This window comes from Mycobacterium interjectum (assembly GCF_900078675.2).
Classification (GTDB): domain Bacteria; phylum Actinomycetota; class Actinomycetes; order Mycobacteriales; family Mycobacteriaceae; genus Mycobacterium; species Mycobacterium interjectum.
In genome coordinates, this window is sequence record NZ_LT546237.1 from 1,135,505 (window position 1) to 1,158,765 (window position 23,261).

A 23,261-nucleotide genomic window follows, 5' to 3' on the forward strand; every position below is an offset into this window, starting at 1 on the left:
GAGCTACGGCGCCTTCCGGAGATCGGCGAGCGAGTTCCGGAGGCCGCCGTCGAGGCGGATCTGAACGGCCGCCACGGCGATCATTACCCCCGCGGTCACCAAGTGCACCACCGCGTCGGTCGTGTTGTTGGGAAAGGTGAAGACGAACGCCACCTGGTGCGAGAAGAACGCCCAAATGCCCGGCAGCGCGCCGGCTATCGCGGCGAAGGTCAGATAGCACGGCCCACGACTTGCGCATCGCGAACACCAGGCCCGGCGCGAACAGGGCCAGGCCGGCGACGGCGTGCCAGCCGTTGTAGTCCATCCCGAACAGTTGGACCGTCGTGGCGTTGGGTCCGGTGGCGAAGCTGGGTTCGAGGATGAAGCCGATCACCGCCTGAATGACGTGCAGAACACAGATGATAAGCAGCCCGACCTGGGCGAAACTCCACCTCACGTTGCACCTCCTTGTGCACGGTGGGATCGCCCCGAATACTACGCTCGGTAGTAGGTCATGGCAATGTCACTTCCGGCCGGGCAGCCTCATCACCGCACGCACGACGGGCACCAGCGACTTCTGCCACAGGGTCGACGGAACGCCAAGCGGGGGATCGAGATTGAACACGCGGGCCGCCGCGATCGTCTGCGATTCGGTGTACTTCAGCAGGCCCTCGGGCCCGTGCCGGCGGCCGACGCCGGACTGGCCCATGCCGCCCATCGGCGCGCTGAGGCTGCCCCACGCGAACGCGTAACCCTCGTTGACGTTCACCGTCCCCGACCGGAGCCGGGCGGCGATCTGCTCGCCCTCCGCGGCGGAGCCCGCAAACACGCTGGCGTTCAGACCGTACTCGGTGTCGTTGGCCTTCTGGACGGCTTCGTCCACGTCGGCGACGGGATAGATGGACACCAGCGGTCCGAACGTCTCGTTCGCCGCGCATTCCATCTCCGGCGTGACGTCGGTCAGCACCGTGGGCTCGTAGAACAGCGGCCCGATGTCGGTCCGTGCTTTGCCGCCCGTAATCACTTTGGCGCCCTTGGCTTTCGCGTCGTCCACGTGGTCGGTCACCGTGTCCAGCTGACTCGCGGAGATCAGGCTCCCCATGTCCACCGAAAAGTCATACGCGGTGCCCAGCTTCATGTTTCGGACCGCGGCGCCGAACTTGCCGGTGAAGTCGTCGGCGATGTCCTTCTCGACGTAGATCCGCTCGATGGAGATGCACAGCTGGCCCGCGTTGGAGAAGCACGCCCGGGTGGCCGCCTTGGCGGCCTTGTCGAGGTTGGCCCCGCGCGTGACGATCATCGCGTTCTTGCCGCCGAGTTCCGCCGAGAAGCCGATCAGCCGGCGGCCACAGTGTTCGGCGAGCTGCCTGCCGGTGGCGGTCGAGCCGGTGAACATCAGGTAGTCGCAGTTGTCGATGATCGCGGTGCCGACCACCGAGCCCGGACCCGGCACGATCGCGTAGAGGGCTCGCGGCAAGCCGGCCCGATACAACAGCTCGGCACACGCCAGCGCGCAATAGGGCGTCTGGCTGTCCGGCTTGAGCACCACCGCGTTGCCCGCCAGCAGCGCCGGCACCGAGTCGGACGCCGTCAACGTCATGGGGTAGTTCCACGGCGAGATCACCCCGACCACGCCCTTGGGCTGGTAGACGACCGTGGTCTTGCCGACCCCCGGGAGCAGCGCCTGCACCCTGCGCGGCTTCAGCAGGTCGGCGGCGACGCGCACGTAGTAGTTCGCGTTGGCCATCAGATCGACGATTTCCTCCTGCGCCGCCCAGCGGGCCTTGCCGGCCTCGGCCTGCAGCAGGTCCATGAGGAACTCGCGGTTCTCGACGACCAGGTCGCGATAGCGGCCGATGACGTCGACGCGCTCGCTCACCGGACGGTTCGCCCAGTCGACCTGCGCGGCGCGCGCCTCGGCGAACGCCGCCTCGACGTCAGCGGCCGTGCCGATGGGGATCGTGGCGAGCGGCTTGCCGGTGAAGACCTCGTCGATCGTCTTGGTGTCGCGTGCGCTGGTGTCCTTGATCGCGGCGAGCTGGCGCAAGCGGTCGAAGACCTCGGCTGACGGTGCGGACATGTCGTTACCCCTAGAAAATGCGCAGGCGTCCAAAGCACCAGCCTATAGCCGGCGATTACAGTGCTCCCCCGTGAAGCCTGACGCGGCCGCCTTCAGTCAGCAGTGGGTGGACGCGTGGAACGCCCACGATGTGGAGTCGGTTCTTCAACATTTCGCGGACGACGTCGTGTTCACGTCGCCGGTGGCCGCCGCGCTGCTGCCGGAAACGGCGGGGGTGATTCGTGGCAAACCCGCGCTGCGCGACTACTGGACCCGGGCGTTGCGGCACATCGCCAACCTGCGGTTCACAATCGAGACCCTCTACGAGGGCATCGACACGATCGTCATCGCATACCGCAACCAAGACGGCGGTCTGGTCAGCGAAGTTCTGCAATTCAGCGACGGCCTGGTCATCGAGGGCCATGGAACGTATCTCGTTGCCGCGCAACAGGCTACGGACCCGATCAGCTGATTGGGGTCGGCGGGCGGCCCTGGTCGGCGGCAGGCGGCAGGTCGAGTTGCATCCAGGCGACGTCATGCCATCGGTCGTGTTTCCATCCGACGCGGCGGTACAGGCCCGCATCTTCAAACCCGAAGGATCGATGAAATGCGTTGCTGGCGTGATGGGGTTGGGTAATGCCGGCGAAGGCGCGGCGGTAACCGCGCTCGGCCAGCCGGCGCAGCAGCTCCGTATAGAGCGCGCGGCCGGCGCCCGAGCGGTGATGCGCGTTATCGATGTAGATGCTGGTTTCGGCCGACCATTGGTAAGCGGTTCGGGGATTGAACGCGTGGGCGTAGGCGTAGCCGATCACTCGCCCGGCGGCGTCCGCCGCGACAAGCCATTCATGGGTGGCCCGGGCCGCGGCGATACGCGCGGCCATCTCCGCTACCGTCGGGACTTCCACTTCGAAGGTGATCGCCGTGTTCTCAACGTAGGGGCGGTAAATCGCCGTGCAACCGGCGGCGTCGTCCGGGATCGCCGGCCGCACCCCGCTATCGCTTGCTGCCATGCCGGTAGTGTCCCACTACGAATTCGGCGGGAACCTCGAGTTATTCAGTGACGGCCGTGGCGAGTTGTTGCCGGGCGGCCTGCAGGATCAGGCCGGCGGTCAGAAACGCGGGCTTGCCTTGGTCGCACGAGTCGACGGGCAGGTCGGCGGCGCGGCGCAGCACCATCACGGCGAGCGCGGTGTGGGTGGCATACGGGATGACCAGAAGGTTGACGTGTACCTCACCGCCGCTCAACGTCATCACATGCTGGCGCTTGTGTTCCCAACCCGCCCAATTGAAGTCGGGCGGTCGTTGCAGCGGTGGCCAGTTGACGTTGATGGAGTCGATGTCGCCGAGCAGGGGAGTCAGGGCCGCGACAAGAGTGGGCAATTCATTGGTGATCCGGTCTGCGCGGGGCCACCACGCTCCGTCGATCGCCCCACCCAACTGGCGGGCCACGGAGAGCCGGACGGGATCGGTGCTGCGCCGCCGCGCTCGTGGATAGGTCATCGCTCAGCCGACCGATTTGCGAGCTGTACTTACGCTTAACGCGGCGCGATCCACGGGCTGGTCCTTCACGTTCTGCATCGCCTGCCCCGCGGGCGCGGGCCGAGCGGAGGAATCGCATTGCCCGGGGGTGTCACCCCGCTGATCGCGGTGGATCACCGCGGACAACGAAACGGCTCGCGGTTGACGCTACGCCACCAGCGGCCGGGCGGACCGGTCGGGTGACCAGCGCGGAACGCAAATCCCAAGTAGGGTTGCGGCAACAACCAAAGGATGGACGAAATGCCCATAGAGAATTGGTGCGACGCACCCCAGATCCATCCGTCGCAGGTCCGGGTCGGTGACATCATCGGCACGTTGCGCGACACCAAACTGCGCCTGACCGTGAAACTGATCGGTGGGCCCCAGAGCACTCCGCGGCAGTGGACGTTTTTCACCCGCGACGACAACGGCCTGCAGCGCACGAGCACCTTCGGCGAGGACGAGATGGTCCGCAGGTACGCCAAGGCATATTGACAGCCGCCCGGGCTTCGAATCGGCCGCTGCCCTGAGCGCCCACGAAGATAGCCGACCGGTCGGCTATTATGTAGCGCTATGCCGCGCCCACCGAACCCAGAGGTGCGTCGCCGCCTGCTCGAGGCGGGGCTCGCACTCGTGCACGCCCGAGGTTTCACGGCCAGTGGCGTCAAGGACATCACCGACGCGGCAGGGGTGCCGAAGGGGTCGTTTTACGCGTACTTCGACAGCAAAGAGGCTTTCGCCGCGGCGATCCTCGAACACTACTGGGCCGATGTCGAGGCGCGGCTGCTGCCGATCCTGAACGCGGACGGCACGGCGCAGGAGCGAATCGCGCGCTTCTTCCATGCGCTCGCCGACGAACACGAGGCCGGCGACTTCCTGCTCGGCTGCCTGGTGGGCAACCTGTCGCTCGAACTCGGCGGGTCGAGCGAACCGGTGCGCACCGAGCTCGCCCGCATCCTCGACCGCTGGGACGCGGCGCTTACCACGTGCGTGCGTGCCGGCCAGCGCGGTTCCGGTGGCATCCGCAGGGATCTCGATGCGGGGGAGCTGGCCGCCCAGCTCATCGAGGCGTGGGAGGGCGCGGCACTCCGCGGGAAAGTGACCCGCAGTCGCACCCCGTACGACCGGTTCGAAGCAGTCACCGTCCCCGTGCTCCTGCACTGATCCGTCCGCCACGGGAATGACTGGCCGACCCACCTTGTTGAATAGACGACTGGTCATCTATAGTACAAGCCAGACGCTCGCCCTTCCCGAATCGCAAGGACGGCCCCATGTCAGACCCGACCATCTACGCCGAGCCGGAGCAACCCGCGCTGCCCGATTCGGGGTTTGAGCTCGATCCGGCGCACGCCGCGCTCGTCATCACCGACCCGCAGATCGATTTTCTGAGCCCGGGCGGTGCCGCCTGGCCGGTGTTCGGTGACAGCATCCGCGACAATCGCACCGTCGCCCACATCGGCGAGCTGTTCGACGCGGCGAAGCTGGCGGGCATCACGGTCGCGATTTCGCCGCATTACTTCTACCCAACCGACAAGCAGTGGCGGTTTGGCGATCCGCTCGAGAAATTCATGAGCGCCGTCGGCATGTTCGGGCGCCAGGGCGCCTATACGACGGACGGGTTTGCCGGATCCGGCGCCGACTTTCTGCCCGCTTACCGGCAACACATCCACGACGGGCGGACCGTGATCGCCTCTCCGCACAAGATCGTTGGCCCCGAGTCGAACGACCTCGTCCTGCAGCTGCGCAAGCGCGGGGTAAACCAGGTCATCCTGGCGGGGATGGCGGCCAACCTGTGCGTCGAAGGCCACCTGCGCGAACTGATCGAGCAGGGCTTCGAGGTCGCTGTCGTCAAGGACGCCACGGCGGGCCCGCGGCTGCCCGAAGGCGACGGCTATCTCGCGGCCCTGGTGAACTTCCGGTTCCTCGCCAGCGCCATCTGGACGACTGCCGAGGCCGTCGCACACCTCGCCACGCACACGGAACACATTGTCCCCGAAGAGATTTTGTCAACACAACGAGAGGCAGAAGGCCATGGCGACGAACCACAACCTCAGTCAGCATAGATTTGCCTTGAACAACGGCAGCGGTGCGATTCCTGCGCTCGGGTTCGGGACGTCGCTGTCCGACAACACCAGGACGCGAGATGCCGTTAAGGCCGCGGTGCAGGTCGGGTTCCGTCACCTCGACGCCGCCGAGCGCTATCGCAACGAAGCCGAGGTCGGCGCGGCGCTCAAAGAATTGTTCGCGGACGGCACCGTGCGCCGCGAGGAACTGTTCGTCACCACCAAGCTGTGGAACAACAACCATCGACCCGAACGCGTCAGGCCCGCGCTGCAGGCCAGCCTGGACAGGCTGGGGCTGGAGGCCGTCGATCTGTATCTGGTGCACACGCCATTCGCGTTCGGGCCCGGCGACGATCAGGATCCCCGCGACGCTCGCGGGGCTGTCGTCTACGACGACGGCGTCACCCTCGAGGAGACCTGGGCGGCGATGGAAAGCCTTGTCGACGAGGGTCTTTCGCGAGCGATAGGGCTGTCGGACATCGACGCTGCGGGCACCCGGACGATCGTCGAAACCGCCCGGATCAAGCCGGCGGTCGTCGAGGTCGAGTCGCACCCCTATCACCCGCAATGGGGACTCCACGAATTGTGCACGACGCACGGGATCATCCTGCTGGCATTCGCCGCGCTGGGACACGCGCTGCAACCGCGCCTGCTCGACGACCCCCTCATCGCCTCGATTGCCTCCCGCCTCGGAAAGACCCCCGCGCAAGTGCTTCTGGCCTGGGGCATCCAGCGCGGCAGCGCCGTTCTCACGGCATCCGTGACGCCGGCGCGTATTCGCGAAAACTTTGACGTCACCGCCCTCCCGGAGAGCGCGATCCACGAGATCAACGAACGTCTGGAAACTCGGCACCGGTTCAATTCCGTCGTCGATGCCGGAGAACCGGGGTTCGCCGAAGTCCCGCAGGGCAGTTGAGCAGATGACGATTGAGAGCGAGTCGGCCGGCCTGCGCTTCCACACCGGTGAGCTGGCGGTGCAACGCCAGGCCGGGGTCGAAGCGCAGGCCGCCCGGCTCGCGCCGATGGTCGGCCCGGGGCGGCTGCGGGACGGGATGGCCGCAGCCCTCTCCGAGATGACGTTCGCGGCGCTGGCCGCGCGCGATACGACCGGGCGGCTGTGGGCCTCACCGCTGCTGGGGCCGCCCGGGTTCCTGCGGGCAGCGTCGCCGACCACCCTGCAGATCCACGCGTCGCTGCCGGACGCGGATCCCCTGCACCGCCTGCCTTGCGGGCAACCGGTGGGCGTCGTCGCCATGAACTTCGCAACCCGCCGGCGGGTCCGGATCAATGGTCGCGCCACCGCCGCCGAGGCCGGACTGGCCATCGACATCGACCAGGCCTACGGCAACTGCCCGCAATACATTCAGCAGCGGCGCATCAAGGTCGAAGGACCACCCGACGACAACCGCGTGCGGCTGTATTCCGGAAACACGTTGCGGCCCGACGACATTCGCCTCATCACCTCCGCCGACACGTTCTTTCTGGGTACCGCCCACGCCACCTCCGGCAACGACGCCTCGCACCGCGGCGGCCCTCCGGGGTTCGTCCGCGCCACCGAAGGGCAGCTGTGGTGGCCCGACTACCCGGGCAACAACATGTTCAACAGCCTGGGCAACCTCGCCGCGGACCCCGCCGCGGCCCTGCTGTTCCTGGACTTCCGCGCCGGCATCGCGCTTCAGCTCTCCGGCAACGCGGCGGTCAGCTGGAGCGACACGGCGGCTGCCGGCGACGCCGGTCCCACCGGGCGTCGCGTCCATTTCGTTCCCCAGCGGGTGATCAGCACGGCGCTGCCCGCCCTCGGCGAGGCGGACGACATTCGCCCCGCGTGATAGCGAGCGCGTTCGAGACTGCGCTCAGCGCCTGCGTTGCTGGGCAAACCGCGATCTGTGCGCAGCCTCGATGCCGGGGCCCGCTGACGCAACCGACTTTCCCAGACGCCGCCGTAATGGCCCCAAATGGAAGACGGCCCGAATTTAACAACTAAGTTTGTGGCTATGGGGGTCGACGACCGGGACGAATCGGCGTTCACCTGGCAGGGCCGGCGTGAGCTGGCGGGCCCGGTGCATGAACAGCTCGACGAGCTGGTGGCCGCCCGCGACCAGCTGGAACAACTGGTGCGGGTCATCGTCGAGATCGGCTCCGATCTGGACCTGGACGTCACGTTGCAGCGCATCGTCGATGCGGCGATGGAGCTGACCGGTGCCCCCTACGGTGCTCTGGGAATACGCGCGCCCGACGGCGCCCTGGCCTCGTTCGTGCACGCCGGAATCGACGACGAGACGGCGCGGCGGCTCGGCGAGCTGCCGGTCGGCCGCGGTCTCCGCATCGACGACGTGAGCGGTGACCCGCAGGCCAGCGGGCTGCACGTGGGCGGCACGGCGATCCTGGCACTCCTCGGAATTCCGATCACCGTGCGGGCCGCTGACTTCGGGAGCCTGTACCTGGCCGACGACCGGCCAGGCCGAGTGTTCTCCGACATTCAGGAGGGCGCCGTGCGGGCGATGGCCACGGCGGCGGCCGCCGCCATCGACAACGCGCGGCTGTTCGAGCGAGAACGCGAATCGGCGAAATGGACGAAGGCCAGCCGCGAGATCACGACCGCACTGCTGTCCGGGGCCCCGCAAACGGGACCCTTGCAGCTGATCGTGAACCGGGCGCTGGAGCTGGCCGATGCCGAGCAGGCGATCCTGCTGGTTCCGAAAGAGCCTGATCTGCCCGCCGATGAGGTCGACACCCTGGTGGTGGCCGCCACCGCGGGCCGCTACTCGTCGGAGGTGATCGGCCGGCAGGTCCCGATGGAGGGGTCCACCACGGGCGGGGTGGCCCGGCGCGGCCTGCCGCTGATCACCGATTCCTTCCAGTACCCGATCGAAGGGTTCACCGATGTCGGCGAACGCTCGGCGACGGTCATGCCACTGATCGCCGACGACCGGGTGCTCGGAGTCATCGCCGTCGCGCGCCACCCGCAGCAGCCGCCCTTCGACACCGATTACCTGGAACTGGTGAGTGACTTCGCCCGACACGCCGCCATCGCTTTGGCGCTGGCCGCCGGCCGCGAACATGCGCTCAATCAGGAACTCGCCCAGGCGGACACCGTCGATGACGCGCTGCGCGCCGTGGCCGAGGAACTGCGCCGGCTGTGGCGGGCCCGCCGCGTGCTGGCCGTCACCTTCCCGGCCCACGGCTCCTCCACCGAAACCGCTTATAGCGCACCGCAAGTGGTGTCGGTCGGCGAAACCGCACAGTGGGCCGACCTGCCCGCCGCTACGCGACAGATGCTCGGGCTGGTNAGATGCTCGGCACCCTGCGCGACGGCGACCTGCTCACCCCGACCGCGGCCACGCCCGGGACGGCCGGCATCGCACTGCAGCATCCCGAGGGCGTGCTCGTCGTCTGGCTGGACCTGGCCGAGCAGCGCCCGTTCACCCTCGAGGACCAGACCCTGCTGACCGTGCTGGCGGGCCGGCTAGGCCAGGGCCTGCAGCGGGTGCACCAGGTGGATCAGCAGCGCGAGACCGCCCTGGCGTTGCAGCACGCGATCCTCGGCCCCGCCGATTTGCCGCACGGGTTCGCGGTGCGCTACCAGGCCGCAAGCGCCCCGCTGCAGGTGGGGGGTGACTGGTTCGACATCGTCGATCTGGAGGACGGGCGCATCGCGATGATCGTCGGCGACTGTGTCGGCCATGGCCTCGCCGCCGCCACCGTGATGGGTCAGATGCGCAGCGCTTGCCGCGCGCTGCTGTTCGACAATCCCAGCCCGGCTGCCGCGCTTGCGGGGATGGACCGCTTCGCCGCACGGCTGCCCGGCGCCCAGTGCACCACCGCCGTCTGCGCGGTGCTCGACCGCGAAACCGGTGAACTGGTGTACTCCAGCGCCGGGCACCCGCCACCGATCCTGGTCCACTCCGACGGCACCACCCAGATGCTCGACGGCGGCCACACCATCGCATTGGGAGTGCGATCCCACTGGCCGCGCCCCGAAGCCCACGTGACCATCCCGGCGCGTGCGACCCTGCTGCTCTACACCGACGGTCTGGTCGAACGTCGCCGCAGTGCGCTGCAGCAGGGCATCTCCCGCGCCGCCGCCCTCCTCCAGGATGGCCGGACCTCCACCCTCGATGATCTGGCGAACCACATCATGTCCGGACTCGCGCCGAGCGGTGGATACCAGGATGACGTCGTCCTGCTTCTCTACCGCCACCCCGCACCGCTGGAGCTGACGTTTCCCGCGGACGTCAGCCAGCTCGCCCCCGCGCGCACCGCGTTGCGCACCTGGCTGACCCAGGCTCGGGTGGACCCGGATCAGACGGTGGACGTGCTCGTCGCGGCCGGGGAAGCCGTCGCCAACGCCATCGAGCATGGTCATCGCCACGCTCCGGACGGCACGATTGTCCTGGGCGCGACCGCACTGGTAGACCAGGTGCAGTTGACCATCACCGACACCGGCTCGTGGAAGCCGCCGCAACCGGCCGGCGGCACCAACCGCGGCAGGGGCATCGCGCTCATGCGAGGTCTCATGCAGGACGTCACGATCAGACCCGGTACCGCCGGAACGACGGTTCACCTATCCGCGAGGATCACCTCATGACCACGCCGCTCACCCTCGACACCGCCCGCCGCGACGACGGGAATCTCGTCCTGACCGCCGCGGGGGAAATCGACCTGAGCAACATCGACGTCTTCAACCAAGCCCTCACCACCGCCACCACCGAAGCCGGTGGCGGGGGCGAAACGCTCACTGTCGACCTCAGCGCCGTGGAGTACCTCGACAGCGCCGCCATCAACGCCCTGTTTGCCCGCGCCGACGACATCCGGCTGGTCGCCCACCCGCTGCTGATGCCGATCCTCAATATCAGCGGTCTCACCGAACTGGTCACCACCGAATCCGCGCCGCCGGCTGAACGCTGACGCCGGCGACGACCCTCCGACGATCCGCGGAAAGTCCGTTCTCGTAGCGGGTTCCGCCGCCGATATCGGTCTGGGCATCGTGCGCGCCTTCGCGGCGGAGGGCGCGAACGTGACCGTCATCCGTTTCGGTGACCCGGACGCCGTCGAGCAACAGCGGCGTGGCCGGCACCATCACGGGGCGAGTTATTCGATCGACGGCGGGTGGACCGCGCAATGAGGAGGGATGCGCCGACGAGTTCTGGGGATTTCGGCTATTGTGGGACGCAGAAATTCGCCAAGTTCATTTAGGGCGCGGCAATTGCTGAAAAGCCAAATTTTCATGGCTCTTTCGGTGTTTTCCTATTAGGCTCATGTTGCTTAGGTCATCGGGCGACCGTCGCATCCGATCCACAGGAGGCGCGTGTGTCATACCTGGTGGCCGCTCCGGACGAAATCGGAGCGGCGGCCCAGAATCTGGCAGGTATCCGCTCGTTGCTGGCCGGGTCCGCCGCATCGGCCGCGGCGCCCACGACGGCGGTGGCCGCCGCGGCCCGGGACGAGGTTTCCGCCTTGGTCGCGGCGATGTTCAACAATTTCGGCCAGGAATTCCAAATGATCAATGCCCAAGCCAACGAGTTTCACGGGGAATTCGTGGGCCTGATCAAGGCGGGAGCGGGCGCCTACCAGAGCACCGAGGTGGCCAACGCCGCGGCGGCCGCGACTGGCGCGATGACCGCGCCCGCCCAAGGACTGCTGGTGCAGTCCGTTCAGGGCGCGGCCGGCGCCACCCCGTCGGCCGCCGACCTCAGCCTGGGCGGCGGGAACGTCGGCGTTCCGTCGATCGTCACCGGTGGTGTGCCGACCCTGTCCTCATTGCTCGGCGGTGGGCAACTGACCGTGCCCCCGGTGCTCAGGGGTGGCCTGTTGGGCCTGCTAGCTAGGCCGGCGCCGTAGGGGATTGCGGCAGCGTCCCCGCCGTCGCCGATTCCAGGATTTCCCGGATGCGTCGCCGTGACCGGCGCCAGCCCCGCACGTATTCTTCGTGCACCTCGTCGCCGTCGCATTTGATCACGATCCGCCACCGCAAACCGAGCCAGTGCGCCACAAACCAGAACGGCCACCACGCCCCGACGAGCACCGCGATCGCCACCAAGATGCCTATGCCACCGTCCCCGGGATCGGTCAAGTCCCAACCGGACAGGGAATACCACCGGCGCCGGCGCACCGACCACTGCAGGCCACGCGGGTCGGTGACCTGTGCCATGTCGCCTCACTTCGTCATCGAGTTTTGCCGCACCGCGCGGCGGTCAGGTGCAGTTTGGCGGAGCGGCCTTGGAGGATCCTTGGCGCCGAACGGGATTGGCGCCGCGCGCCGTCAATCCCTCACTGTGACGGCGCCGGGGTCATCGACCCGATGTAATAGGTTTCGTGCCCGGTCGGGTACCCACCGCCGTTGGTGGCGATATGGACGTGGTCGTAGTGGTTGAGGGTTTCGTTGCCGTAGTCCGCGGTCCAGCTCGGCGAGCCGACCCCCGGATAGATCTTCTGCCGCCAGATCACGTGGTTGATTCCCCACCGCTTCGCGTTCGCCAGCGCGTACCCGGCGATTTCGTTGCCCAGCTGGATGCCCTCGGGGGAGGAATGGTTCGGGATCATCACGTCGATCGCCAGGCCATTGGGGTGCCACGGCAGGGGATCCTCCCGGTACCCGTAGATCGTGGTGATCTCCGGAAACAGCACGCTGATGGCGCGGGCCGCCCAAATGGTCTTGACCTGCAACCGCTGCTCGGACGCCACGCCGGGCGATAACGGGAACAAGAACTGCTGGGCCGCCGCGGGCGCACCCGCCGCCAGCTTCTCCACCTCGGCGGGAGTGGCGATCTGCGGCGCCGGGCCGGCGCTGTCTCTTATACCANCTGAGACCACGAGGGAGGCCGCCAATGTCAGCCAGCGGCTCCTGCCGATGGCTAACACACCTTTGCCCACGACCAGCAGCTTAGTGGCGTTTGGGACCCCGGTGGCAATCTTTTTCATTTTCGGTTGGCTACTACATCGAGTCGTCGGGTGGGATCCTGTCCGGATGAGCGTCAACGCTGAATCGGCCAGGCCGGGCGGTTTGGTGTCCTGCGGACTGCCCACCCCCCGCTAGACCGACAACGGACCGTGCTGGGGTGGCTGGTGATGGTGGCCGCGGACAACGCGGACGCCATCGGCACCGCGGACCGAGACCGGCTGTGCGCCTTGGGACAGGCCCATCTACGGTGAACTCATCGAACACGAAATGGTTCCCCACTAGCGTGCTGTACGCATCCGCTCGACTCGCCCTCGCCGCGCCGCGCCGCGTCATCGCCCTGGCGGTTCTGGTCATGGTCGGCACCGCGATCTTCGGTATTCCGGTGAGCAAGACGCTCCTGCCCGGCGGCTGGTTCGATCCCGGCTCCGAGTCGTCGCAGGCGTCCGCGTTGCTCTCCCAGAAGTTCGACCAGGGGGACATGGTCATGCTGATCACCGTCACCGCCGGCGGCGGCGCGGAAGACCCCCGCGCCAGGGCGGTAGGCACCGATCTCGTTCAGCGGCTGCAGAATTCGCCGAATGTCGGGCAGGTGCAATCCGCGTGGACCCTGCCCGCGGCGGCGGCGCGCGCCTTCATCAGCGAGGACGGCAAGACGGGACTGATCATGGCCGCGATCACCGGCGGCGAGGCCAACGCCCAGAAAGCTGCCGAGCGCCTGTCCCGCGAACTCGTGCACGACCGCGACGGCGTCACGGTGCGCGCCGGAGGTGACGCCACCGTCTTCTGGCAGGTGGACGACCAAACCCGCAAAGACCTGCTGGTGATGGAGTCGTTGGCGCTGCCGCTGAGTTTTCTGGTGCTGGTCTGGATTTTCGGGGGCTTGTTCGCCGCGGCGCTGCCGGTGGTCGTCGGCGGGTTCGCGATTCTCGGTGCCATGGCGTCGCTGCGCGCGGTCTCGCTGTTCGCCAACGTGTCGATTTTCGCGCTGAATCTGACGGTCGCGATGGGCGCGGCACTGGCCATCGACTACACGCTGCTGATCCTCAGTCGATACCGGGATGAGTTGGCGGAGGGCCAGACTCGCGATGCGGCGCTGATCCGCGCGATGGCCACCGCCGGCCGCACGGTGCTGTTCTCGGCGACGACGGTGGCGCTGTCGATGGCCACGATGGTGCTGTTCCCGCAATACTTCCTGAAATCGTTTGCCTACGCGGGCGTCGCGGTGATCGCGTTCGCGGTGGCCGCGGCGGTCGTCGTGACGCCGGCGGCGATCGTGCTGCTGGGAGAGCGGCTCGACTCGCTGGACGCGCGCCGGCTGCTGCGCCGGATCCTGCGGCGGCCGGAACCCCAGCCCGCGCTCTACGAGCGGTGGTTCTGGTATCGCTGGACGAGGTCCGTTACGCGCCACGCGGCGCCGATCGTCGTCGCCATCGTCGCGCTGCTGTTGTTGCTCGGCTCGCCCTTCCGCGATGTGCGGTGGGGTGTTGCCGACGACCGGGTCCTGCCCACCTCGGCCTCGGCGCGTCAGGTCGGCGACCAGCTGCGCACCGACTTCCGCGGCAGCGGGGTCCCCGATGTCACCGTGGTGCTGCCCACCGCGACCGGTCTCGGCCCGGCCGATCTCGATGCCTACGCCGCCACGCTGTCGCGGGTGCCGGACGTGTCATCGGTGTCCTCGCCGGGCGGCACGTTCGTCGGCGGCCGGCCGACCGGACCGCCCACCGGGCCCACCGCCCTCAAGGACCGCAGCGCCTTCCTGACGGTGAGCACTGTCGCACCGCTGTATTCCGCCGCGTCGGCCAGTCAGCTTGACCGGCTGCACGCCGTCGCCACCCCCGCGGGCAGACCGGTGCAGTTCACCGGCGCGGCACAGAGCGATCGCGACACCGTGCACGCGATCACAACGCGCCTGCCACTGGTGCTCACAATCATCGCCGTGATCACCCTGGTACTGGTGTTCTTGCTGACCGGGAGCGCGGTGTTGCCCTTCGAGGCGCTGCTGACGAACACCCTGTCGCTGGCCGCGGCGTTCGGCGCGGTGGTGTGGGTGTTCCAGCAGGGGCACCTGGGCGGGCTCGGCACGGCCGCGACCGGCACGATCGGGGTGGACCTGCCAGTGTTGTTGTTCTGCATCACGTTTGGGCTTTCGATGGACTACGAGGTGTTCCTGATCGCGCGGATCCGGGAGTACTGGCTGACCTCGCACCGGGGCTGGGGCGCGAACGACAAGAGCATCGCGCTCGGCGTGGCCCACACCGGGCGGGTGATCACGGCGGCAGCGCTGATCATGGCGATCTCGTTCGTGGCGCTGATGGCTGCCCAGGTGTCGCTGATGCGGCTGTTCGGGTTCGGGCTCACGGTCGCGGTGCTGGTCGACGCCACGCTGGTGCGCATGCTGCTGGTGCCGGCGGTCATGCATGTGCTCGGCCGGGCCAACTGGTGGGCGCCGGATTGGTTGGCGCGGCTGCATGAACGGTTCGGGATCCAAGAAACCGCCAGCCGCGGCCCCGACGATGCCCAACCCGATTGGCGGATGCTGAGCCGCCGCGTGCTGTTCGGTGTCCAGATTCAGCCGCAGCAGGGCCGTTGACACCTCGCGATCAAACGGCGACGGCTTGTTCGAGCTTAATTCGCATGGCCCTCAAGGCCAGCAGTTCGAGTTCCTGCCCCGCCAACCGCTCCACGAGAAGCGGAACGTACTCCCGCACCGGCCGGCCGTCGAAGCGGGCATGCACGTCGCGCACGACCGCGGTCACGGTTTTCGCCGAAAAGCTCGGGTATTTCCTGGTCAATCGATCGGCCACCCCGTCGATGATCTGCTGCTCGCTCAACTCGATCACGGCGCCAGGCTCGCATGCGTTCATGCGGAAGTCAAACGTCGTTAACGAACGCGAGGCCGCCCGCGCCGTGCCCTCATCGCTGAGTATTGTGTACTATATCCAGCATGGCGCAAAAGCTTCCCGACCGGCTGGCCGAGCATCCCACCGTGCGACGGGTGCGCGCGCGCACTACGCAGCGGCCCGGCCCGCTGGACGCCGACCGGTTGCGCGAGATCTGCGTGGCCGCCGGCGTCGACGACGTCGGGTTCGCCAGCATTGACAACCCCGACTTGGCCTCGGAGTCCGAGCACGTCGAGGCCGCGCTGCCGGGAACCAAGAGCTACATCTCGCTCGTCGTCAAGATGAACCGCGACAACGTGCGCTCGACGGCGCGCAGCGTGGCAAACCAGGAGTTCCACCGCAGCGGCGAGCTGCTCAACGAAGCGGCCCACCGCATCGTGCGACGGCTGCAGGATGCCGGCTATCGGGCGCTCAACCCGTCGGCGACCTTCCCGATGGAGATGGACAACTTCCCCGGCCGGATCTGGGTGGTGGCGCACAAGCCCGTCGCCGTGGCCGCCGGCCTCGGCGTTATGGGCATCCACCGCAACGTGATTCACCCGAAGTTCGGCAACTTCATCCTGCTCGGCACGATCTTGGTGGACGCACCGATCAGCAGCTACGGCCGGCCGCTCGACTACAGCCCGTGCCTGGAGTGCAAGTTGTGCGTGGCGGCCTGTCCGGTCGGCGCGATCGGCAAGGACGGCGATTTCGACTTCGTCTCCTGCTCGGTGCACAATTATCGCGAGTTCATGGGTGGCTTCACCGACTGGGTGCAGACCATCGCCGACAGTGCCGATGCGGCCGATTTCCGTTCGCGGGTAAGCGATTCGGAGAACGCCTCGATGTGGCAGAGCCTGTCCTTCAAACCCAATTACAAGGCCGCGTACTGCCTGGCGGTGTGCCCGGCGGGGGAGGACGTCATCGAACCCTACCTGGAGAACCGCAAGGGGTTCATGGACCTGGTGTTGAAACCGTTGCAGGACAAGAAGGAAACGCTGTACGTGCTGCCCAACTCGCGGGCAAAGGCGCACGCCGAACGCCGCTTTCCGCACAAGCCGGTGCAGGTCGTCGACGGCGGAGTCCGCGGACGCTAGAACTTACCCGGACACCGTCGCTCGGTATTGCGGGCAATAGGCGGACGCGGAAATGCCGAGGAAAAAGCCGGCCTGCCTTGCCGTGAGGTTGGTGTCCCGCATCAGCCTCATCACCAGCAGGGGTCGCGTTGTGCCTTGGTCGAGTAGGGCACACATGGTGCGGCCCTCCTGGATCGCGGCGTTGTTATCGGGAACCGGGAGCCCTTGGTTTACCAGCGCCGCGATGAAAGCGTCATCGATCTGGTCCGCCGACGCCGGCGCCGCGGCGAGTGAGGCCGCGGCCGACAGCAGCACGGCAAGAAATGCCGACCACGTCCCGCGACCAGCCCTCGATTGGGTCATGGTTCCCCTTCAAGCGGGCGAAGTGCGTCGATCTAAAAATAATCCCGCCGCGCCTCAGGCGAAAGCGCCGGCCGGGCTCACATCATCGGGGGAAACGGCACCGCCCAGTTGAAGGAGTTGTCGGTGTTTCCGCGGTATTGAGGGCAGTAAGCGGCCACCGAGACGCCGACGAAATAGCCGGCTTGTTTCACCGACAGGGGGGTCTCCCTCGCAATCCCCAGCGCCACGTGGGTCGATGGCTCACCTTTGTCGAAGCCGGCGCACACGGTGTGGCCCAGCGACACCGCGGTATTGCGGTCGGACAGGGGAATCCCGTTCTTCGCCAGGGCCGCGACAAACGCGTCGTCGGTCGGATCCGCCGACGCCGGCGTCGCGCAAAGCAGGGCGGCCGCGGACAGCAGGGCTGCGCCCGCCGCCGACCACCTGGTGCGACCGATATTCCTCGCGGTCATCGCCTTCCCGGTAAATCGACTTCCAGTCAAGAACGACCTGATTGAACGGTAGCTGAAATCTCGTCTTTTCTCTCTCCGAGGGGTCGCAAGAATTCCGCAAGAACTTCGCGACGAACCGGCAAGCCGTGCGGAGTTACGTAGGTGCTGCCGGTCACGGCGACCGGCCCGCGAGAAGTTCGCAAGAAAGTGTCCGACCGCGGGGGAGCGGTGGCTCTTACCTGGGCGAGCGGCTCACCGCGCGGCGGCGGTCGGAGATCTTGGGACCGGTAGCGGCGCGGGGGGTGTCGACTTGCACACAACTACAGACCACCCACCGAGAGGAAACACCCCGTGAGCACCGACCTCGACAACGCGCCGACGCTGCGCACGCGGAGCATCGGCGCACCGAGCACCGTGAGCGAGCCCCGCATCGCCCACCGTGGCTGCTACGCGACGGGATCGCGCGCGCTCGCGGCGACGGACACGACCACGCTCACCCGGCTGCAGGTCGTCAGCGGCGCGGTGGTCCCGCTGCCCACGGCATCGGTCGAACGTGCTCCCCGGAAATGCCAAGGCCTCTACGCGCTGAAGCCGTGGTACACCCGCCGGTTGACGCCGATCGTGAATGTCGCCGTGGCCCGGCGTATCTCACCGGACGTGTTCACCGCGGCCGGGGTCGCGGCGGCGGGCGCGGCGGGTGTCACCGTCGCGCTGGGATGGTGGCCGCTGGCGGCGCCATTCCTCGCGCTGCGGCTGGCCGGGGCGAATCTGGACGGCGCGGTCGCTCGCGCCCGGGGCGTGAGTCGGCCATGGGGATTCGTCGTCAACGAGATCGGCGACCGCGCCTCGGACCTGCTGACCTTCACGGGGCTGGCGATGTGGGCGGCGCGACAGCGCGGCCCCGGGCTGCATTGGNCGGCGCTCAAGGCCGGACGCACCGTCGTGATCTACCCGGAGGGCACTCGCTCCACGGACGGCAGCATCGGTGAATTCCGCTCCGGCGCAGTGCGCTTAGCGCGCGACTGCGGCGTGCCCGTCGTCCCGGTGGCCGTGCTGGGCACCGCCGCGGTGCTGCCCAAGGGCGCCAGCTTCATCTCGCATGCGCCGATGCAGGTCCGCATCGGCGCACCCGTCGACCCGCACAGCGCCTCGGCGCCCCAGCTGCGGGAGCGTGTCATGGCATTGCGCGAAGGCTCCCCGGCAAAGCGCCCCGAGCTCGCGCACGCCGCCTGATCGGCCGGTCATCCCAGCAGATACGCCAGCGGCAGAACCAGCAGTAACGAGTCGATCCGGTCCAGCAGTCCGCCAAAGCCCGGCAGCCAAGTGCCCGCGTCTTTGACCTGGGCCTGCCGCTTCACCATCGATTCGACCAGGTCCCCGAGAACGCCGCCGAATGCCACCGCGACCAGCAGGCCGATCGTGACCGTGCCCAGCAAGGTCAGCACCAGAAACGCCCCTATGACCGCGCCGACCAGCCCGCCGACCGTCTTGTTGGGGCTCAACGGCGACAACGCCTTTCGGGCCCACCGGAAGTGACGCAACCCTTTCCCGCCGCACCAGGCCGCGACGTCGGTGGCCGCGGCCGCGAAGCACACCAGGTACGCGTCCGACCACAGCGTCACCAGGTGCGCCAGCGACCAGCAGATCCACACCGAACCGAACGCGGTGAACGTGGTGCGCCTGCCGCCGTGCTCGACGTCGCCGCTGAACACCGAGGGCAACGCGCACGCCAGCACGATGATCGGCGCGAGCCGCAACAGCGGTGGGTGCAGCCAGGCCGCGGCGGGATACAGCACGGCCAGCGCCAGCAGCAGATAGGTGTCGACCTTGCCGAGTTTCACCAGGCGCGCGTACTCGAACACCGCGACCACGGCCAGCGCCGCGGCCAGCACCGCGGTGGTGCCCCGTCCTATCCAGATGGGAATGCCGACCACCGGCGCGATCATCACCCACGTGGTCCACCGCCGAATCAGCTCACGCCGGCGCGACGCCAGCACCACGACTCCGGCGACCACCAGGATCACCACGGTGACCCACATGAAGAACACCGATCGGGCGTGCAGGTGCACGTGCAGCGGGCCCAGGTCGAAGTTGAGCGGCAGCCGCCGATCCAGGTGCAGGATCCGCAGGTAGTAGTCGACGAGCATCAGCGGGGCCAGGCGTGTCGGTGGTGCGGAGCGGTCAAGCGGTACCGGCCGAACGGCGTCCCGTCCACATCAGCCTCCCAGCAAACTGTGGTCCAGGAAACGATAAGCCGTCCGGCCCTATCCAAGAAACGAAAACGGAGGAACTGGGTCGCCGTTGGCTACCCAACGCCGCCGCCGCACTGTACGCGCCGGAACGGGTCCCGGTAGGGTCAAAGGAGTGTGTGGACTCACCGGTGAGGTGCGACTCGACGGCCGGGTCCCCGATCTAGCGGCGGTGTCGGCGATGGCCGCCGTGATGGCACCAAGGGGGCCGGACGCGGCGGGGGCCTGGTCACAGGGCCGGGCCGCCCTGGGTCATCGCCGCCTCAGAATCATCGACCTGACCGAAGCCGGCGCCCAGCCGATGGTCGATGCCGAACTGGGCCTCACGATCGCCTGGAACGGCTGCATCTACAACTACCAGGAACTGCGACGCGAGCTCACCGGGCACGGCTACCGCTTCTTCTCGCACAGCGACACCGAGGTTCTGCTCAAGGCCTACCACCGCTGGGGCGACGACTTCGTCAGCCACCTGCACGGGATGTTCGCCTTCGCCATCGTCGAAAGGGACAGCGGCCGGGTCCTGCTCGGCCGCGACCGGCTCGGCATCAAACCGCTCTACCTGACCGAGGACGCCCACCGGATCCGGTTCGCCTCGACACTGCCGGCGCTGCTGGCCGGCGGCGGCGTGGACACCCGCATCGATCCGGTCGCCCTGCACCACTACATGACGTTCCACTCGGTGGTGCCGGCGCCGCTGACGATCCTGCGCGGCGTGCGCAAGGTCCCGCCCGGCTCGCTCCTCGCCATCGAGCCCGACGGGCGGCGGGCCACCACCACCTACTGGACGCCCGACTTCAGCAGGCGCGACGACCGTGCCGACTGGTCCGAGCGCGACTGGGAGGACGCGGTGCTGTCCGCGCTGCGGGTCGCGGTCGAGCGCCGGCTCGTCGCCGACGTTCCCGTCGGCTGCCTGCTCTCCGGTGGCGTCGACTCCAGCCTGATCGTCGGGCTGCTCGCCGAGGCCGGTCAGCACGGGTTGTCGACCTTCTCCATCGGCTTCGACTCGGCGGGTGGCGTCGAGGGCGACGAGTTCCGGTGGTCGGACATCATCGCCCGACGCTTCGACACCGACCACCATCAGATCCGCATCGGCACCGACCGGATGCTGCCCGCGCTCGACGGGGCGATCGGCGCGATGAGCGAGCCGATGGTCAGCCACGACTGCGTGGCCTTCTACCTGCTCAGCCAGGAAGTCGCACGCCATGTGAAGGTGGTGCAATCGGGTCAGGGTGCCGACGAGGTGTTCGCGGGCTACCACTGGTACCCGCCGATGGGTTCGCCGGCGGCCGCGACGCTGCCCGGGGCGGTCGCCGAATACCGCAGCGCCTTCTTCGATCGCGATTCGCTGGGCGTCCGAGACCTGTTGGGACCGGCCTATTTCGCGCAGGGCGACCCCAGCGAGCGGTTCGTCAGCGAGCACTTCGCCCGCGCCGGCGCCGAGACCGGCATCGACCGTGCGCTGCGGCTGGATACGACGGTGATGCTGGTCGACGATCCGGTGAAGCGGGTCGACAACATGACGATGGCCTGGGGGCTGGAGGGCCGGGTTCCCTTCCTCGATCACGAGTTGGTCGAGCTGGCGGCGAGCTGCCCCCCCGAGTTGAAGATCGCCCACGAAGGCAAGGGCGTCCTCAAACAGGCTGCGCGGCGGGTGATTCCGTCAGAGGTCATCGACCGGCCCAAGGGCTACTTCCCGGTTCCGGCGCTGACCCACCTCGAGGGGCCCTATCTGGATCTGGTGCGCGACGCCCTGTACGCGCCGGTGGCCAAGGAGCGCGGGCTGTTCAACGCCGAAGCGGTCGATGCCCTGCTGGCCGACCCGAACGGCAAGCTCACCCCCCTGCGCGCCAACGAACTGTGGCAGATCGCCCTGCTGGAGCTGTGGTTGCAGCGCAATGGCGTGACCGGGCAGGCCGCATGACGGCCGTCGACCCCTCCGAGGACCACACCGAAGCCATCACGATGGGCCTGCACGACGCCTCGCCCCCCGAGCTGGTCGACGCGATGGCCAAGGATGTCGAGCTCGAAATGGGTTGGGGCCGTCTCATTTTCGGCCAGACCTTCGCGGATGCGGACACCCTGGCCGAGACGCTGCGCCGGGAGGTCCCGGGCCGGCGCGACATCTGTATCTACGCGCGCGAGTCCCACGTGGTGGTCGCCGGGGCGCCGACCGAGCTGTTCATCGACCCCAGCCACACCTATCGGCTGCGCTTTCATCCGGGGGAGGAAGACTCGGCGCCCTCGCCGGTCGGCATGACGGTGCGCACCCTCAACGACCCCGCCGACGCCGACGCCATGAACCGCGTGTTCGTGCGGTGCGGCATGGTGCCGGCGCCGGTCGAGACGATCTGGGACAACCACCTGAACGCGGAGGCGGTGACCTACCTGGTCGCCGTGCGGGACGACGACGGCGCCGTGGTGGGCACGGTGACGGGCGTCGACCACGAGTTGCTCTTCTCCGATCCGGAGGAGGGCTCGAGCCTGTGGACCCTGGCCGTCGACCCCGCCGCGGCGCTGCCCGGGGTGGGTGAGGCCCTGACCCGGGCCCTGGCCAACCATTTCCGGCGGGCCGGGCGCGCCTACATGGATCTGTCGGTGGCACACGACAACGCCGCGGCCATCGGCCTCTACGAAAAGCTCGGCTTCGTCCGCGTTCCAGTGCTGGCGATCAAGCGGAAGAACGCGATCAACGAGCCGCTGTTCACCGCGCCCCCGGAAACCGTCGAGGATCTCAACCCCTACGCCCGGATCATCGCCGACGAGGCGATGCGCCGCGGGATCTGGGTCGAGGTCCTCGACGCCGAGGCCGGCGAGATCCGGCTCACCCACGGCGGCCGCAGCGTGATCACCCGCGAATCGCTGTCCGAGTTCACCTCGGCGGTCGCGATGTGCCGTTGCGATGACAAGCGGTTGACGCGGCGCCTGGTCTCCGAGGCGGGTATCACCGTGCCGCGCGCCCGCCTGGCCACCTTCGACGACGGCGACTACGCATTCCTGCAGGAGGTCGGTGAGGTCGTCGTCAAACCGACCCGCGGGGAGCAGGGCAAGGGCATCACTGTGGGCGTGCCCGCCGAGAAGGGCCCCGACGAGCTGGCCGCGGCCGTGGCGCGGGCGCGGCAGCACTACCCGGAGGTGTTGATCGAGGAGCGGGTCCAGGGCGACGACCTGCGGCTCGTGGTGATCGATGGCCGGGTGGTCGCCGCCGCGCTGCGGCTGCCGCCCGAGATCATCGGCACGGGGGAGCACACCATCCGCGACCTGATCGCGGCCGAGAGCCGCCGCCGCTCGGCGGCCACCGGTGGGGAGTCCAAGATCCCGATCGACGACCTCACCGAGGCGACGGTCGCCGAAGGCGGTTGGACGCTGGATGACGTGCTGCCCCAGGGGACACGGCTTCGCGTCCGGCGCACCGCCAACCTGCATCAGGGCGGCACCATCCACGATGTCACCGCCGTGGTGAACCAGGAACTGTGCCGCGTTGCGGTGGCCGCGGCCGAGGCGATCGGCATCCCCGTGACGGGCATCGACCTGCTCGTCCCCGATGTCACCGGCGCCGAATACGCCTTCATCGAAGCCAACGAGCGACCCGGGCTGGCCAACCACGAACCCCAGCCCACCGCCGCGGCTTTCATCGACTACCTTTTCCCGGGTCAGCCGGGCCAGCCGCTGGCCTGGACCCCCGAGGAGTCACGCCCGGACCGGGATTGAGGCTTGCCCCACCGCTTGTTTGGGTAATTCTCTGC

Annotated in this window: 22 protein-coding genes and 2 pseudogenes; 14 read left to right on the plus strand and 10 right to left on the minus strand. The window is 68.1% G+C overall.

Going from position 1 to position 23,261, the window contains the following annotated elements; genetic code table 11:
• Positions 1–3: 3 nt before the first annotated feature.
• A pseudogene (locus BN4348_RS39645) lies at positions 4–436 on the minus strand (DUF4383 domain-containing protein).
• Positions 437–502: 66 nt separating this feature from the next.
• Positions 503–2,059, minus strand: a complete 1,557-nt coding sequence (locus BN4348_RS39650; RefSeq protein ID WP_066911881.1) for a succinic semialdehyde dehydrogenase — start codon at positions 2,057–2,059, stop codon at positions 503–505.
• Positions 2,060–2,129: 70 nt separating this feature from the next.
• On the opposite strand from BN4348_RS39650, the gene BN4348_RS39655 reads away from it, so the two are divergent.
• Positions 2,130–2,510, plus strand: a complete 381-nt coding sequence (locus BN4348_RS39655; RefSeq protein ID WP_066911886.1) for a nuclear transport factor 2 family protein — start codon at positions 2,130–2,132, stop codon at positions 2,508–2,510.
• Here BN4348_RS39655 and BN4348_RS39660 read toward each other — a convergent pair.
• Together BN4348_RS39660 and BN4348_RS39665 are read right to left on the minus strand one after the other, a co-directional pair.
• Positions 2,503–3,027 carry a GNAT family N-acetyltransferase gene (locus BN4348_RS39660; protein ID WP_235852698.1) on the minus strand — a complete coding sequence of 175 codons (525 nt, stop codon included), beginning with the start codon at positions 3,025–3,027 and terminating at the stop codon, positions 2,503–2,505. The two genes, BN4348_RS39655 and BN4348_RS39660, sit on opposite strands and share 8 nt — an antisense overlap.
• A gap of 61 nt (positions 3,028–3,088) precedes the next feature.
• Positions 3,089–3,538 carry a DUF5994 family protein gene (locus BN4348_RS39665; protein WP_066911891.1) on the minus strand — a complete coding sequence of 150 codons (450 nt, stop codon included), beginning with the start codon at positions 3,536–3,538 and terminating at the stop codon, positions 3,089–3,091.
• 279 nt (positions 3,539–3,817) lie between these two features.
• On the opposite strand from BN4348_RS39665, the gene BN4348_RS39670 reads away from it, so the two are divergent.
• The 8 genes and pseudogenes from BN4348_RS39670 (at position 3,818) to BN4348_RS39710 (ending at position 11,460) form a co-directional block, all read left to right on the plus strand.
• Positions 3,818–4,051, plus strand: a complete 234-nt coding sequence (locus tag BN4348_RS39670) for a hypothetical protein (RefSeq protein ID WP_066912062.1) — start codon at positions 3,818–3,820, stop codon at positions 4,049–4,051.
• A gap of 78 nt (positions 4,052–4,129) precedes the next feature.
• Entirely contained in the window at positions 4,130–4,720 is a 591-nt protein-coding gene (locus BN4348_RS39675) for a TetR/AcrR family transcriptional regulator (RefSeq protein ID WP_066911894.1), read from the plus strand.
• 107 nt (positions 4,721–4,827) lie between these two features.
• A complete protein-coding gene (locus tag BN4348_RS39680; protein ID WP_084454098.1) occupies positions 4,828–5,619 on the plus strand; it encodes a cysteine hydrolase in 792 nt (263 codons plus the stop codon).
• Positions 5,620–5,626: 7 nt separating this feature from the next.
• Positions 5,627–6,535: an aldo/keto reductase gene (locus BN4348_RS39685; protein ID WP_211145708.1), complete on the plus strand. Its 909-nt coding sequence runs from the start codon at positions 5,627–5,629 to the stop codon at positions 6,533–6,535.
• Between the two features lie 4 nt (positions 6,536–6,539).
• Positions 6,540–7,448, plus strand: coding sequence for a pyridoxamine 5'-phosphate oxidase family protein (locus BN4348_RS39690; RefSeq protein ID WP_066911898.1), 909 nt, complete (start codon positions 6,540–6,542; stop codon positions 7,446–7,448).
• A gap of 165 nt (positions 7,449–7,613) precedes the next feature.
• Positions 7,614–10,207 (plus strand): annotated as a pseudogene (locus tag BN4348_RS39695) (SpoIIE family protein phosphatase).
• Complete coding sequence (locus BN4348_RS39700) at positions 10,204–10,527, plus strand: STAS domain-containing protein (protein ID WP_066911901.1); 324 nt, start codon at positions 10,204–10,206, stop codon at positions 10,525–10,527. Before BN4348_RS39695 ends, BN4348_RS39700 begins: the two are co-directional and overlap by 4 nt.
• A gap of 402 nt (positions 10,528–10,929) precedes the next feature.
• Positions 10,930–11,460 carry a PE family protein gene (locus tag BN4348_RS39710; RefSeq protein ID WP_066911907.1) on the plus strand — a complete coding sequence of 177 codons (531 nt, stop codon included), beginning with the start codon at positions 10,930–10,932 and terminating at the stop codon, positions 11,458–11,460.
• Here BN4348_RS39710 and BN4348_RS39715 read toward each other — a convergent pair.
• A complete protein-coding gene (locus tag BN4348_RS39715; RefSeq protein ID WP_066911910.1) occupies positions 11,444–11,770 on the minus strand; it encodes a hypothetical protein in 327 nt (108 codons plus the stop codon). The genes BN4348_RS39710 and BN4348_RS39715 overlap by 17 nt on opposite strands.
• Before the next feature lie 119 nt (positions 11,771–11,889).
• Positions 11,890–12,501, minus strand: a complete 612-nt coding sequence (locus tag BN4348_RS39720) for a glycoside hydrolase (protein ID WP_066912065.1) — start codon at positions 12,499–12,501, stop codon at positions 11,890–11,892.
• Positions 12,502–12,803: 302 nt separating this feature from the next.
• Here BN4348_RS39720 and BN4348_RS39725 point away from each other — a divergent pair, with 302 nt between their 5' ends.
• Positions 12,804–15,110 (plus strand): MMPL family transporter, encoded by a 2,307-nt coding sequence (locus BN4348_RS39725; protein ID WP_084454100.1) that lies wholly within the window; start codon positions 12,804–12,806, stop codon positions 15,108–15,110.
• A 10-nt stretch (positions 15,111–15,120) separates the two neighbouring features.
• Here the strand turns inward: BN4348_RS39725 and BN4348_RS39730 are convergent, their stop codons facing one another.
• Positions 15,121–15,384: a three-helix bundle dimerization domain-containing protein gene (locus tag BN4348_RS39730; RefSeq protein WP_066911913.1), complete on the minus strand. Its 264-nt coding sequence runs from the start codon at positions 15,382–15,384 to the stop codon at positions 15,121–15,123.
• Between the two features lie 80 nt (positions 15,385–15,464).
• Between BN4348_RS39730 and BN4348_RS39735 the strand changes: the two genes are divergently transcribed.
• A complete protein-coding gene (locus BN4348_RS39735; RefSeq protein WP_066911919.1) occupies positions 15,465–16,496 on the plus strand; it encodes an epoxyqueuosine reductase in 1,032 nt (343 codons plus the stop codon).
• A 3-nt stretch (positions 16,497–16,499) separates the two neighbouring features.
• On the opposite strand, the gene BN4348_RS39740 is transcribed toward BN4348_RS39735, so the two are convergent.
• Together BN4348_RS39740 and BN4348_RS39745 are read right to left on the minus strand one after the other, a co-directional pair.
• On the minus strand, positions 16,500–16,838 hold the full coding sequence (locus BN4348_RS39740; RefSeq protein WP_066911922.1) for a DUF732 domain-containing protein: 339 nt from the start codon (positions 16,836–16,838) through the stop codon (positions 16,500–16,502).
• Between the two features lie 77 nt (positions 16,839–16,915).
• Positions 16,916–17,290 carry a DUF732 domain-containing protein gene (locus BN4348_RS39745; RefSeq protein WP_066911924.1) on the minus strand — a complete coding sequence of 125 codons (375 nt, stop codon included), beginning with the start codon at positions 17,288–17,290 and terminating at the stop codon, positions 16,916–16,918.
• Between the two features lie 855 nt (positions 17,291–18,145).
• Here BN4348_RS39745 and BN4348_RS63075 point away from each other — a divergent pair.
• Positions 18,146–18,502: a lysophospholipid acyltransferase family protein gene (locus tag BN4348_RS63075; RefSeq protein WP_456238206.1), complete on the plus strand. Its 357-nt coding sequence runs from the start codon at positions 18,146–18,148 to the stop codon at positions 18,500–18,502.
• A gap of 8 nt (positions 18,503–18,510) precedes the next feature.
• On the opposite strand, the gene BN4348_RS39760 is transcribed toward BN4348_RS63075, so the two are convergent.
• Entirely contained in the window at positions 18,511–19,416 is a 906-nt protein-coding gene (locus BN4348_RS39760) for a phosphatidate cytidylyltransferase (protein ID WP_066911926.1), read from the minus strand.
• A 217-nt stretch (positions 19,417–19,633) separates the two neighbouring features.
• On the opposite strand from BN4348_RS39760, the gene BN4348_RS39765 reads away from it, so the two are divergent.
• Positions 19,634–21,439 (plus strand): N-acetylglutaminylglutamine amidotransferase, encoded by a 1,806-nt coding sequence (locus tag BN4348_RS39765; protein WP_066911929.1) that lies wholly within the window; start codon positions 19,634–19,636, stop codon positions 21,437–21,439.
• Complete coding sequence (ngg, locus tag BN4348_RS39770) at positions 21,436–23,226, plus strand: N-acetylglutaminylglutamine synthetase (protein ID WP_066911932.1); 1,791 nt, start codon at positions 21,436–21,438, stop codon at positions 23,224–23,226. Before BN4348_RS39765 ends, ngg begins: the two co-directional genes overlap by 4 nt.
• The last annotated feature ends 35 nt before the right edge of the window (positions 23,227–23,261 follow it).

Bases quoted from the DNA above. Each gene is read 5' to 3' on its own strand.
- BN4348_RS39650 (WP_066911881.1), bottom strand. From the start codon at position 2,059: ATGTCCGCACCGTCAGCCGAGGTCTTCGACCGCTTGCGCCAGCTCGCC.
- BN4348_RS39700 (WP_066911901.1), top strand. From the start codon at position 10,204: ATGACCACGCCGCTCACCCTCGACACCGCCCGCCGCGACGACGGGAAT.
- BN4348_RS39675 (WP_066911894.1), top strand. From the start codon at position 4,130: ATGCCGCGCCCACCGAACCCAGAGGTGCGTCGCCGCCTGCTCGAGGCG.
- BN4348_RS39690 (WP_066911898.1), top strand. From the start codon at position 6,540: ATGACGATTGAGAGCGAGTCGGCCGGCCTGCGCTTCCACACCGGTGAG.
- BN4348_RS39735 (WP_066911919.1), top strand. From the start codon at position 15,465: ATGGCGCAAAAGCTTCCCGACCGGCTGGCCGAGCATCCCACCGTGCGA.
- BN4348_RS39670 (WP_066912062.1), top strand. From the start codon at position 3,818: ATGCCCATAGAGAATTGGTGCGACGCACCCCAGATCCATCCGTCGCAG.
- BN4348_RS39715 (WP_066911910.1), bottom strand. From the start codon at position 11,770: ATGGCACAGGTCACCGACCCGCGTGGCCTGCAGTGGTCGGTGCGCCGG.
- BN4348_RS39680 (WP_084454098.1), top strand. From the start codon at position 4,828: ATGTCAGACCCGACCATCTACGCCGAGCCGGAGCAACCCGCGCTGCCC.
- BN4348_RS39745 (WP_066911924.1), bottom strand. From the start codon at position 17,290: ATGACCGCGAGGAATATCGGTCGCACCAGGTGGTCGGCGGCGGGCGCA.
- BN4348_RS39760 (WP_066911926.1), bottom strand. From the start codon at position 19,416: ATGCTCGTCGACTACTACCTGCGGATCCTGCACCTGGATCGGCGGCTG.
- BN4348_RS39665 (WP_066911891.1), bottom strand. From the start codon at position 3,538: ATGACCTATCCACGAGCGCGGCGGCGCAGCACCGATCCCGTCCGGCTC.
- BN4348_RS39730 (WP_066911913.1), bottom strand. From the start codon at position 15,384: ATGAACGCATGCGAGCCTGGCGCCGTGATCGAGTTGAGCGAGCAGCAG.
- ngg (WP_066911932.1), top strand. From the start codon at position 21,436: ATGACGGCCGTCGACCCCTCCGAGGACCACACCGAAGCCATCACGATG.
- BN4348_RS39740 (WP_066911922.1), bottom strand. From the start codon at position 16,838: ATGACCCAATCGAGGGCTGGTCGCGGGACGTGGTCGGCATTTCTTGCC.